The organism is Flavobacterium galactosidilyticum, from assembly GCF_020911945.1.
Classification (GTDB): domain Bacteria; phylum Bacteroidota; class Bacteroidia; order Flavobacteriales; family Flavobacteriaceae; genus Flavobacterium; species Flavobacterium galactosidilyticum.
This window is the reverse complement of record NZ_CP087135.1, coordinates 2659622-2671596: the sequence shown is the minus strand read 5'-3', so window position 1 is coordinate 2671596 and position 11975 is coordinate 2659622. Positions and strand designations below refer to the sequence as shown.

Annotated in this window: 8 protein-coding genes and 1 tRNA gene; 7 read left to right on the top strand and 2 right to left on the bottom strand. The window is 33.6% G+C overall.

Annotated features, from left to right (window positions below; all coding sequences use genetic code 11):
• Window positions 1–92 precede the first annotated feature (92 nt).
• From LNP27_RS11475 to LNP27_RS11455, 5 genes are all read left to right on the top strand, one after another.
• The gene (locus tag LNP27_RS11475; RefSeq protein WP_229941738.1) at window positions 93–623 is read left to right on the top strand and encodes a GNAT family N-acetyltransferase; all 531 of its coding nucleotides are present in this window, start codon (window positions 93–95) and stop codon (window positions 621–623) included.
• Window positions 620–1471 carry a substrate-binding domain-containing protein gene (locus LNP27_RS11470; protein WP_229941737.1) on the top strand — a complete coding sequence of 284 codons (852 nt, stop codon included), beginning with the start codon at window positions 620–622 and terminating at the stop codon, window positions 1469–1471. The genes LNP27_RS11475 and LNP27_RS11470 overlap by 4 nt, the downstream gene beginning before the upstream one ends.
• Before the next feature lie 22 nt (window positions 1472–1493).
• Window positions 1494–2426, top strand: a complete 933-nt coding sequence (locus tag LNP27_RS11465) for a transglutaminase-like domain-containing protein (protein WP_229941736.1) — start codon at window positions 1494–1496, stop codon at window positions 2424–2426.
• Between the two features lie 135 nt (window positions 2427–2561).
• Window positions 2562–4820: an acyl-CoA dehydrogenase family protein gene (locus LNP27_RS11460; protein WP_229941735.1), complete on the top strand. Its 2259-nt coding sequence runs from the start codon at window positions 2562–2564 to the stop codon at window positions 4818–4820.
• A 204-nt stretch (window positions 4821–5024) separates the two neighbouring features.
• Complete coding sequence (locus LNP27_RS11455; protein ID WP_229941734.1) at window positions 5025–6482, top strand: FAD-dependent oxidoreductase; 1458 nt, start codon at window positions 5025–5027, stop codon at window positions 6480–6482.
• A gap of 784 nt (window positions 6483–7266) precedes the next feature.
• On the opposite strand, the gene LNP27_RS11450 is transcribed toward LNP27_RS11455, so the two are convergent.
• Window positions 7267–7344: transfer RNA gene (locus LNP27_RS11450), tRNA-Val, on the bottom strand.
• Between the two features lie 207 nt (window positions 7345–7551).
• Between LNP27_RS11450 and LNP27_RS11445 the strand changes: the two genes are divergently transcribed.
• On the top strand, window positions 7552–9339 hold the full coding sequence (locus LNP27_RS11445; RefSeq protein WP_229941733.1) for an ABC transporter ATP-binding protein: 1788 nt from the start codon (window positions 7552–7554) through the stop codon (window positions 9337–9339).
• 85 nt (window positions 9340–9424) lie between these two features.
• On the opposite strand, the gene LNP27_RS11440 is transcribed toward LNP27_RS11445, so the two are convergent.
• A complete protein-coding gene (locus LNP27_RS11440; RefSeq protein ID WP_229941732.1) occupies window positions 9425–10594 on the bottom strand; it encodes a proline dehydrogenase family protein in 1170 nt (389 codons plus the stop codon).
• Window positions 10595–10686: 92 nt separating this feature from the next.
• On the opposite strand from LNP27_RS11440, the gene aroB reads away from it, so the two are divergent.
• Window positions 10687–11754: a 3-dehydroquinate synthase gene (aroB, locus tag LNP27_RS11435; protein WP_229941731.1), complete on the top strand. Its 1068-nt coding sequence runs from the start codon at window positions 10687–10689 to the stop codon at window positions 11752–11754.
• Window positions 11755–11975 lie beyond the last annotated feature (221 nt).

Genomic DNA, 11975 nt, shown 5'->3' with positions numbered 1-11975 from the left:
GTATCTTTTGTACTCCTAAGTCAGAGTACAAAAGGATGCCGTTTCGATCAGGGCTAAAAACAGTTGCTTACACACTATTAATTTTATAAAAGATGAATCTAGTACTTGAAACTGACCGACTACTGCTTAGAGAAATGAAATTATCAGATGCAGAAAAATTATATGAGATGGACTGCAATCCTAATGTACATAAATACCTGTGGAATAAACCGATTAGTTCAATTGAAGAAGTAGATGAATATATTGAAATGGTTAGGGATCAGTATATTAAAAATAAAATTGGCAGATTTGTCGTTATCGAAAAAGAAAGCAATGAATTAATAGGTTGGGCTGGATTAAAATACAATACGGTAGAAGTTAATAATAAAATAAATTTTTATGATATTGGTTACCGATTAAATGAAAACTCTTGGGGCAAAGGATACGCCTCTGAAGTGGCATTTGCTTGGCTTGATTATGGCTTCAAAACGATGAATCTGAATACAATTATGGCCGCTGCACATGCTGAAAATGGTGCTTCCAATGCTATTCTGAAAAAAATTGGAATGAAATTTACCGAAGATTATTGGGAAGATGAAGTTTTATGGAATTGGTATGAATTAAAAAATAATGTGATAAAATGAAATCTATAAAAATAGCTGGAGTTCCAGAACACTTTAATCTTCCTTGGCATTTAGCGATCGAAAACGGAGATTTCGAAAAAGAAAATATTGATTTACAATGGACTGATGTTCCAGAGGGAACTGGTAAAATGTGCCAAATGCTTCGTGATGGTTCTACTGATATTGCTGTAATCTTGACGGAAGGAATCGTAAAAGATATCGTTGCTGGTAATCCAAGCAAAATTGTTCAAGTTTATGTTGAAAGTCCATTGGTATGGGGAATTCACGTGGCGGCGAAATCAGATTATAAAGAGCTGTCTGATTTAGAAAACAAAAAAGTAGCTATTTCTCGTTTGGGTTCAGGCTCTCAATTAATGGCGTATGTGAACGCAGATAATCAAAAGTGGAATACAGAAAATCTAGAATTTGAAATTATAAATACGATTGATGGAGCTGTTGAAGCGCTGACAAATGGAACTGCTGATTATTTTATGTGGGAACGTTTTATGACAAAACCTCTAGTTGACAAAGGTGTTTTCAGAAGAATCGCTGATTGCCCTACGCCTTGGCCTTGCTTTGTAATTGCTGTTCGAAATGAAATTTTAGAAAGTAATCCAACCATTATTGTAAAAATTCTTGAAATAATTAATCAAACTACTGAGGAATTTAAAGAAATTCCTAGTATTGATAAAACTTTAGCATCAAATTATCAACAAAAAATTAAGGATATTCAGGAATGGCTGTCATTGACACATTGGTCGCAAAAACCATTAAGTGAAAAAATGTTAAACAAAGTTCAAAATCAACTTTTAGAACTTAAAATTATAGATAAAAAAGGTACTTTTGAGCAAATTGTAGAAACCGTATAGAATACTGTTTCTATTGTTAATTATGATAAAAATCAAAAACATTACTTTTCAAGACATTAAACAAAAACTTCAGGTCAAAAAACCTTGGGATGATGTTATTATTTTTGTGTTGAATATTTTGATAGCAATACCTCTTTTTATCATATTACATCAAAATTTAATCAATCCTAACTGGTTTTTAAATTTAGATAGAGTCATCCTTTTTATTGTAATGGTCGTTGTCATTCAAATTATTCTCAGAATGTTACGAACCATTATTATTTTCTGTATCATACTCTATTTTATTGCGTTAATTTATGGGTCTACTATTGGAAATTACGGCTTTAATAGTGTTTTTGAAGATTACAACTCCATGATGTATAGTATGTCATACAATCCCTATCCGCAAGATATTATTATTGCTAAACTGCTACCCTTTCCTAATAAGTCTAAGATTATAAATGCGATAGAATATCAAAATCCTAAAGTTAGGAATTTTGCCATTATGGCTACTTCAAAATATTTCAAGGATGTAAAAGGTTATTCTGATTATAGAACTATAATTCAGTGCTTTGCGGTATTTAAAGAGATTAATAGTAGATGGAATTATGTGAGTGACCCAAAGGCTGGTGATTATATTGCTACGGCAACAGAATCATTACTTTATTTTTCAGGAGATTGCGATGATCATTCAATATTGATGGCTGCTACCGTAAGAGCAATTGGTGGTACTCCCCGACTGATACATACTAAAGGTCATATATATCCAGAAATTTTAATAGGCACCCAAGCTGATTTAGAAAAAGTAAACTTTTTAATTAAGAACATTTTATTTCCTAACGAAAGTAAGGATAAAAAACTTTTTTATCACGTTGACGAACGTGGCCAAATATGGATGAATTTAGATTATACTGCGCATTATCCAGGCGGACCATTCTTGTCAGAAGAAATTTTAGGTGCTTTGACAATAGATTAATTATCTTAAATAAATCAAAGTTTAATAGACTAATTTTCACTTGGATAAAAGTGAAAATGGTGTTAATGTCAGTTCGCCTTGCTCAAATTTTCTTATATTAACGCAACTTAAGATTCTTACTTAATTTAGTGAAATATGGGAAATTCAAAACTTAAAATTTTTATACCGCATTTTTATCTTGTTTGGTCAGATGATCTCTTAACTCAAAAAGAGTTTTTAACATTACAAAAATTTATTCTTTCTCAAGCTTGGTTATCCGTAGAGGAGCAAAAAGAGCTAATTTCTAAACTAGATACCAAATCGCCGCCTTCTCGAGCGCAACTAAATGACTGGAAGTCTCAAATCGAGACAGTTTTAAAAGAGAACAATTCGATAAAATCAATTTTTGAAATGTCGCTAGTGCTTTCTGGCAGTGATTCATTAATGAAAGATTTGCGTACTGATTTTATAAAACTTGAAAATGATCTAGGAATTTCAGGAGTAGAAATTATTGGTGATTTAAAAATAGCAGAGAATACACTCACCTCTAGTTATAAAGGTGTAACCACTTTCGAAATTGAAAAGTTGACCAAAATTCTGGACGGTGAACAAGCCCTGATTATTAATAAAGTAAAATCTATTATAAGCCGACCTGAATTTGCTTACGAAACATCGACTGACATCAATATTTACAGAAATAAGGTGTATAAATGGTGTAAAATATTGGCTAAAGAAAATTTAGGAAACATGGCTTATCCTAAAGAATATGGTGGTGGCGATAACATCGCTGCTTATTTTGCCATAATGGAAACGTTGAGTTATCATGATTTAAGCTTAGTGATTAAATTTGGTGTTCAATTTGGACTTTGGGGAATGAGCGTACATTCTCTTGGAACAGAAAAACATTATGCTAAATACTTGAAAGATATTGGTTCTTTAAAGCTTCCTGGATGTTTTGCTATGACGGAGACCAATCATGGTTCTAACGTAAAAGGATTAGAAACAACCGCTACTTACAATCATGAAGAGCAGACATTTACTATCCATACTCCACATCAAAAGGCACAGAAAGAATATATAGGTAATGCTGCTGTTCATGGCCAAATGGCGACCGTTTTTGCAAAGTTAATTATTGGTGGTATCGATTATGGTGTAAATGCATTTATAGTTCCTATTAGAGATAAAAATAGTCACATTTTGAAAGGAATTACTATAAATGATTGTGGCCGTAAAATGGGATTGAACGGAGTTGATAATGGTACAATTAATTTTGATCAAGTTGTTATTCCGAAAGAAAACATGCTGGATCGATTTGCTTCAGTAAATGAAAAAGGAGAATTTGAAAGCCCAATCCCAAGCGATAACCGACGATTTTTTACCATGCTCGGCACTTTAGTTGGAGGACGAATTGGTATTCCTCGATCTGCTTTGGCTGCAGCCAAATCTGGTTTGACAATAGCTATTAAATATAGCGATAAGCGACGCCAATTTGGACCAGAAGGTGGTTCAGAGGTTCCCATTTTAAATTACCGTATTCACCAACGGAGACTACTTCCAAAACTAGCTAAAACCTATGCAATTCATTTTGCTTTACAATATGTTACAAGCCGTTTTATGGCTAGAAGTGAATCGGAAATGCCTGAAATTGAAGCGCTCGCGGCAGGCATGAAAGCCTACTCTACATGGAATACAACTGCTGTTTTGCAAGAATGTAGAGAAGCCTGTGGTGGTAAAGCATACCTCTGGGAAAATCGTATCGATGCTTTAAAAAATGATACAGAAGTCTACACTACTTTTGAAGGTGACAATACCGTATTGATGCAATTAGTTGCTAAAAACCGCTTGTCAGAATTTAGAAAAGCTTTTGGTCAAATGGATGCCAAGGGAATGATTCAATATGTTTATGAAAATGCTAAAACAGTGATTTCCGAAAAGAATCCAATTGCAACAAGAAATACAGATGAAGCGCATCTTCAAGATGATAAATTCCACCTTAGTGCCTTTCAATACCGAGAAAAAACGACTTTGGCATCAGCTGCAAAGCGTTTGAAAAAATTAATTGATAGCGGATTAGCTCCTTACGATGCGTTTAATGTTGTTCAACACCAAATGATTGATGTAACGCAAGCTTATCTGGAACGAATTGTACTTGAACAGTTTCAAATTGCGATCGCAAGTATCAAAGACCCAAATAGTAAAACTGTAATGGTAAAATTATGTCAATTGTACGCACTATCACAAATTGAAATAAACAAAGGTTGGTACCTTGAAGATGGTTATATGGAAGCAGTAAAAACAAAAGCTATTCGCAAAATGGTTAATCAATTATGCTGGAATCTAAGACCAGAAGCAGTTTCATTAGTAGAAGCTTTTAATATTCCGGACAGTTGCTTGAGTGCGCCAATTGCTTTTTGAATTGCTTGCGAATTTTAATTGTCACCAGCCCGTAATTACAGTAGTTAGTTTATAACTATTTCACCTAAATTTGCACCATTGCATAAAAATTTCAAAGAGTATCTGAATTGAAAAAACTATGTGATTTTTTGATTGTCATCGAAATAGTGAATTTATCAGATTATTGTTTTAAAGAAATACGTTTAAATTTAGAAGAAAAAAGAATTGAAACAAATAGAAAAAGACTCTTTCAATTGGATTATTTGTCCTGAATGTCATGGGCAAGCCAAAAAAAGCAAAGGTTTAAGTAAGAAATTGCAGTTTCAATACCAGCTAGAATTAGCAGAATTTGAAAAAAATAAAGACGATTTAATTCCTCCTGCCATTCCTAAAGGCCACTTGTATTTATGTACCAATTGCTCAGGATCAGGGCTTATTCATTCTACCACTAATAAAATGGTTGATACTAGTAATTATCCAAATGTGGCTATTATTGGTGGTGGTATTGGCGGCGTTGCTTTGGCAGTAGCTTGTTTACATCGGGGAATACCTTTTTCACTTTATGAACGCGATACTAGTTTTGAAGCGCGTTCGCAGGGATATGGCCTCACCTTACAGCAAGCTAGTAAAGCATTGAAAGGACTCGGAATCCAAACTTTAAAGGAAGGTATAACTTCTACAAAACATCTGGTTCATACTACTTCTGGAAAGGTAATTGGAGAATGGGGTCTTAGAAAATGGATGAACCAAAACTCCAAAGAAAGTTCAAAAAACTCGAATATTCATATCGCCAGACAAGCTTTGCGACAAGCTCTATTAGAACAACTTGGAGGAAATAATGCTGTGCAATGGAATCATCAGCTAGTAGATTTAAATGAAAATCAGGATAAAACCTTCAATGTACGTTTTCAAGTGAATGGAAAAATAAAAATAGCTACTCATGATTTAGTAGTTGGAGCTGATGGTATTAGAAGTTCGGTGCGAAAAATGTTATTTGGCGACAATGATACTCCACTGGTTTACCTCGGTTGTATTGTTATTTTAGGTATTTGCCTCTTAAAAGATCTCGAAGGTCCTGACAATCCACTATTAGATTCAGCTACAGTATTTCAAACTGCTAATGGCAACGAGCGAATTTATGTCATGCCTTTTACTTCGGATTCAGTAATGTGGCAACTTAGTTTTCCAATGTCTGAAGAAGAAGCGAAAATCTTGAGTGAAAAAGGAACTTTTGCACTTAAAGCGGAAGCAATCAGAAGATGTCAATGGCACGAACCCGTTCCCCAGATTATCGGGGCTACCGCAGAAGTTCAAATTTCTGGATATCCAGTTTATGATCGTGAATTACTTACTACAGAACTATTATCTAAGGCTGGTCAAGTAACATTAATTGGTGATGCAGCTCATCCGATGAGCCCGTTTAAAGGTCAAGGTGCAAACCAAGCACTACTTGATGCCTTGGCATTGGCGAGAGCCATTTCTAAAGAATGTAAATCGAATCCAGATTGGAGAGAAATTGGATTAAGGCAAACAGTCCTAAAAGAATTTGAATCAGTTATGATCGACCGCAGTTCAATTAAAGTGAAAGATTCAGCGGCAGCAGCCCAGTTTCTTCATTCTGAAAGTGTATTATCAGAAATGGATGCACCAAGAGGAAGTTGTGTGGATAAAAGAGAATTGTAATGTATCGCAGAGTTACTAAATCTTGTTGTTAGGTGTCGGTTTTTGGAATTTATCTCTAAATCCCAACTTTTGCGATTGATCCTTTGTTTATCCCGGGAAGTAATAGCATTTTTAACAGCTCAACATATTATTATGGTAATTGGTTTATTATCGATTTTTCATTGTACTTTTGACTCAGATGGTTTAATGACAGAAGAGGTAGTTATTTTAGTTAACCAATAATATAAATTAAGATGTATTTTATTTTTGACCATATTTATAGTGCATGCTATATTGTTCAGAAAAAGATTTTTGGTCGATTTGCTCGTGAAATTTGGGGTTCTATAGTATTGCGTGCTACACTTAGTATAATAACTATTTTGATGATGGTATTGCTGTATCGTTTTACTAGCAACCTATTTCTTGTAATTATATTTCCTGTTTTGATGTGCTTTGGTCCACTAATTCATTATTACACAAAAAACAGAGATAAAGATCTCGATGTATTACTGATTAATTTTAAAAAATCACCTAGCTTTATTCAGTATTTATTTGTTGGTTATGTCTTGTTATTTTTTGTTGTATTGCCAATTGTTGCAATTATGCTAGTCACATTAAACATTAGCGGCTATTTGTAAATTGAAGCTTAGTTTTTGGAGTATTTGTAGATCCTTTAGTAGATTTCAATTATAAAGTATGCTATGTTCTTGATCTCGACAATCTCCAAAGTCTCGTCCTCTGGGTCTTTTGACAAGACATAAATTTTGATAATAAAAAAAACTCCTTAATTTCTTAAGGAGTTTCTTGGTGGGCGATGAGGGGTTCGAACCCCCGACCCCCTCGGTGTAAACGAGGTGCTCTGAACCAGCTGAGCTAATCGCCCTTTCGGGTTGCAATGTCTTGCGTTATTGCGAGTGCAAATATACAGCTAGAAATGGTATTTGCAAGCACTTTTGTAAAATAAATAAAAATTATTTTCATGTAATTACCTTTAATGCTCTTTAACAGTGTTTTAAATAAGGGATGAAACTCGATCATTTTTTTGTATTCACTTCTTATAGTCTTACATTTGCTCCACAAATAAGAAAAAATGGGAAGATTCAAAGAAAACGATTTACCAAAATCAAAAATTACAGCAAGTTCGCTCAATAAAGCAAAAATAATTTTCAAATATGCAGGCAATAATAGCTGGAAATTCTATGTTGGTCTTGTTTTTTTGCTACTGACCAGTGTAACTGCATTAGCTTTTCCTAAGTTCATGGGAATGTTAGTGGATTGCGTGAACAAAAAAGATAGCGAACTTGCGAACCAAATCGCACTTGGTCTTGGATTGGTCTTAATATTACAATCTATTTTCTCCTTCTTTAGATTGTCTTTGTTTGTCAATTTTACTGAGAATACGTTGGCAAATGTTCGATTAGCACTTTATACTAATTTAGTTAAATTACCAATGACTTTCTTCTCTCAAAAACGAGTTGGAGAACTGAATAGTAGAATCAGTAATGACATCACTCAAATTCAAGATACATTAACCACAACCATTGCCGAATTTCTGCGTCAATTTATATTGATAATCGGGAGTTTTATTATGTTGGCGAGTATAAATGTCAAATTGACTATTATGATGGTTTCTGTAGTGCCATTAGTAGGAGTTGCAGCTGTGTTTTTTGGTCGATTTATCAGAAAGTATTCTAAAAAAGTACAAGATCAGGTTGCTGAAAGTCAAGTTGTGGTTGAGGAGACAATGCAAGGCATCAGTATTGTAAAAGCTTTCGCCAATGAATGGTATGAGATAGCACGTTATAAAGATAGAATTAAAGAAGTAGTGAAAATTGCTATCAAAGGCGGTCAGCTTAGAGGCTATTTTGCATCCTTTATAATTATCTGTTTGTTTGGAACTATTGTAGCCGTAGTTTGGTATGGTGTTCAATTGAGTATAGGTGGCGAAATCACTGTTGGAGAATTATTCACCTTCATATTGTACTCTAGTTATGTAGGTGCTTCGTCTGGTGGTATAGCAGAATTGTATGCTCAAATGCAAAAAGCAATTGGTGCAACCGAACGTGTTTTTGAATTACTAGAAGAAACTCCTGAAGAAATTAAAGCTATAAAAAATGCTTCTTCATTGCAGAAAATAAAAGGGAATGTAAGTTTTAAGAATGTAGCTTTCAGCTATCCTTCTAGAAAAGAAATCAAAGTGCTTAAAAATGTAAATTTCACTGCTAGTTTTGGACAAAAAATTGCTATTGTAGGACCAAGTGGTGTGGGTAAATCAACTATTGCTTCGTTACTATTGCGTTTTTACGATATTGAAGCTGGAGAAATATTAATTGATGGGAAAAGTATTTACGATTTCGATTTAGAAAATCTACGTGGGAATATGAGTATTGTGCCGCAAGACGTTATTTTATTTGGTGGTACTATAAAAGAAAATATTGCTTACGGAAAACCAGATGCAACGGATGAAGAAATCCTCTTAGCAGCTCAACAAGCTAACGCATACAATTTTATTGAAAGTTTCCCTGAAAAATTTGAAACTGTTGTAGGCGAAAGAGGAATCAAATTATCAGGTGGACAAAGACAACGCATTGCAATTGCGCGCGCTTTGCTTAAAAACCCTAGTATTTTGATATTAGACGAAGCTACTTCTTCATTAGATAGTGAAAGCGAAAAATTAGTCCAAGAAGCTTTAGAAATTTTGATGCAAGGAAGAACCAGTATTATTATTGCGCACAGACTATCTACTATTCGCAGCGCTGATCAAATCCTAGTTTTGGATAATGGCGTGATTTCTGAACAAGGAACGCACCAGGAATTAATAGGATTAGAAAATGGAATTTATAAAAACTTAAGCAATTTACAGTTTAGCCATTCTTAAATCTCAGCACTAATTTGACAAAAAAAACTCCATTCAGCTTATCGAATGGAGTTTTTTATAGCTTAAAAAGACTGATAACTGATCACTATTTTCCTTTTCTTCTATTTCTCTCTGCTTTTATCATCGATAATTCACGACTTGTTTGTCCAGCAACTGAAGTGTTTTCTTCTGCACGACGAATCAAATACGGCATCACATCTTTTACAGGACCAAAAGGTAAATACTTCGCCACATTATAGCCATTAGCCGCTAAATTATAGCTAATATTATCGCTCATTCCGTAAAGTTGACCAAACCAGATTCTGTCATCATTGGTTTTAATTCCTTTTTCCTTCATGATATCCATAAGCTTATAAGTACTTAATTCATTATGAGTTCCTGCAAAAATAGACATCATATCTAAATGATCTGACATGTAGCGAACAGTTGTATCATAACTTTTATCAGTATCTTCTTTAGTATCACAAATTGGTGATGGATATCCTTTTTCTATAGCACGAGCTATTTCTTTTTCCATATAAGCACCGCGAACTAATTTCATACCTATATAAAAACCATCATTTTTAGCTTGTTCGTGTAATTTTTTTAAATAATCCAAACGATCCCAACGATACAGTTGTAGGGTGTTAAAAACGATAGCTTTTTCCTTGTTATATTTACGCATCATTTCGGTTACCAAATCATCAGCCGCATCTTGCATCCAACTTTCTTCACCATCAATTAATAAGGCAACATTTTTTTTGTGTGCTGCGCTACAAACGATATCAAAACGTGCCACTACTCTATTCCATTCCAATTGTTCATCTGAAGTCAAGATCTGCTTTTCTCCTAATTTTTCATATAATTCAAAACGCCCAAAACCAGTTGGTTTAAAAACGGCAAACGGGATTGCTAGTCGTTCTTTAGCAAATTCGATTGTTTTTAGCGTCATATCTAATGCCGCATCAAACTGATTTTCTTCTTCTTTTCCTTCAACAGAATAATCTAAAACAGACGAAACACCTTTAGTAAACATTTTATCAACGACAGAAAGACAGTCATCCTCATTCACTCCTCCACAAAAATGATCAAAAACAGTAGCGCGAATCAATCCTTCAACTGGAAGATTAGCTTTTAAAGCAAAATTTGTAACCGCAGTTCCTATTCGTACTAAAGGTTGATTATCAATCATTTTAAAAAGAAAATAAGCTCTATCCAGTTCGGTATCGCTTTTTAATGCAAATGCAACTTCAGTATTATTAAATATTTTTTCCATTATTTGTGATATTTTTGTACAAATATAAAGAGAGTTTTAAACATTATTCAGCAAAAATTACCTTATTTTGCCATTACAATAAATTAAAAGAAATGCAGTCAATCCAAGCCAATACTTACCCTATTCATTTTAACGAAAAAGCATACGAAGCACTAAACCTTCATGTAAAAGAAAGTAAATATTCGAATGTATTTATTATAGTAGATAGCAATACAAATGAGTTTTGTCTACCTCATTTTTTGCCGTTTTTAGAAACCGATTTATCTGTTGAAATAATTGAGTTTGAAAATGGAGAAATCAATAAAAACATTGAAACCTGTGTTCAAATCTGGAATGTATTAACAGAACTTGGTGCCGATAGAAAAAGTCTTGTTATTAATTTAGGTGGTGGAGTCGTTACTGATCTAGGCGGTTTTGTTGCTTCCACATTTAAGCGGGGTGTTGATTTTATACATATTCCTACTACTCTACTATCAATGGTTGATGCTTCTGTAGGTGGTAAAAACGGCGTTGATTTAGGAAACCTAAAAAACCAAATTGGCGTTATTAACACACCAATAATGGTACTTATAGACACTCAATACCTTGAAACAGTGCCTCAAAACGAAATGCGTTCCGGTCTAGCTGAAATGCTGAAGCACGGTTTGATATATGATAAGGACTATTGGGAACAATTTTCAGATTTAAAAGCTATAGATTTTGCTGATTTCGACCAGCTTATTTACCGCTCTGTAGAAATAAAGAATGAAATTGTAACACAAGATCCTACTGAAAAAAATATTCGTAAATCTTTGAATTTCGGACATACTCTAGGACACGCCATAGAAAGTTATTTTTTAGAAAATGATAATAAAACCACTTTACTTCATGGAGAAGCGATTGCAGTAGGAATGATTTTAGAGAGTTACATTTCATTTAAGAAGGATTTACTAAGTGAGCCAGAATATTTTCAAATAAAATCAAACCTAAAAGCAATCTACGAGGACATACTTTTTGAAGAAAATGATATTGATCCGATATTGGAGTTACTAATTCATGACAAAAAAAATGAATACGGCACGATACAGTTCGCATTGATAGAAGGTATCGGGAAAATAAAAATTAATCAATCCGTTGAAAATGAATTAATTCTTAATGCCTTCCAAGATTATAAATCTTAATTTTATTTTTATAAAAAGTACGCATTGTGTTTCTAATATTTTTTTACATTTGCACCAATGAAAAAATGTCAAAATAAGCCAATTTATAGTTCTAGTAAAACCAGCAATAACATGTCTTTCCTGAGGATGTTGAAGCGCTTTTATTCGATTAAAGGAAACTTCAGTTTTGATATTTTTCAATATTTGAAAGGCGATCACGAGAAACTTCAGATTATTTATGC

Coding starts and splice junctions, on each gene's coding strand:
- LNP27_RS11475 (WP_229941738.1), top strand. CDS start 93: ATGAATCTAGTACTTGAAACTGACCGACTACTGCTTAGAGAAATGAAA.
- LNP27_RS11470 (WP_229941737.1), top strand. CDS start 620: ATGAAATCTATAAAAATAGCTGGAGTTCCAGAACACTTTAATCTTCCT.
- LNP27_RS11465 (WP_229941736.1), top strand. CDS start 1,494: ATGATAAAAATCAAAAACATTACTTTTCAAGACATTAAACAAAAACTT.
- LNP27_RS11460 (WP_229941735.1), top strand. CDS start 2,562: ATGGGAAATTCAAAACTTAAAATTTTTATACCGCATTTTTATCTTGTT.
- LNP27_RS11445 (WP_229941733.1), top strand. CDS start 7,552: ATGGGAAGATTCAAAGAAAACGATTTACCAAAATCAAAAATTACAGCA.
- LNP27_RS11440 (WP_229941732.1), bottom strand. CDS start 10,594: ATGGAAAAAATATTTAATAATACTGAAGTTGCATTTGCATTAAAAAGC.
- aroB (WP_229941731.1), top strand. CDS start 10,687: ATGCAGTCAATCCAAGCCAATACTTACCCTATTCATTTTAACGAAAAA.